General features: G+C 39.5%; 1 protein-coding gene. It reads left to right on the forward strand.

All coding sequences use genetic code 11. The features are described 5' to 3' along the window. Nucleotides 1-58: 58 nt before the first annotated feature. The coding region (locus DWX59_RS29125) for a hypothetical protein (RefSeq protein ID WP_207660477.1) at nucleotides 59-301 on the forward strand (243 nt) is incomplete at its 3' end.

The raw sequence follows: 301 nt of genomic DNA on the forward strand, positions 1-301 counted from the left end.
AGGCTGCGGCAAAAGCTCTGCAATACAAATGCTTGTATCATACTATCCGCAAGTTATTATGCACACAACAGAAAACGGAGAGTATTTTCCTCAGATAACATATCTTGTTGTCAACTGTATCCCAAACAGCAATTTTTCTGCCTTGTATGACGGCATAGGTGACGCTATCGATAAAGCGTTGGGAAATATCAAACCCATATATTCCGCTGTGATAATGAAAATAAGGACATTAGGCGCAAAAGCAGAGCGTATCCGTGAATATGTAGAAAAGTTCGCTATTGGAATCATCATTTTCGACGAA

This window comes from Enterocloster aldenensis (assembly GCF_003434055.1).
Classification (GTDB): domain Bacteria; phylum Bacillota; class Clostridia; order Lachnospirales; family Lachnospiraceae; genus Enterocloster; species Enterocloster aldenensis.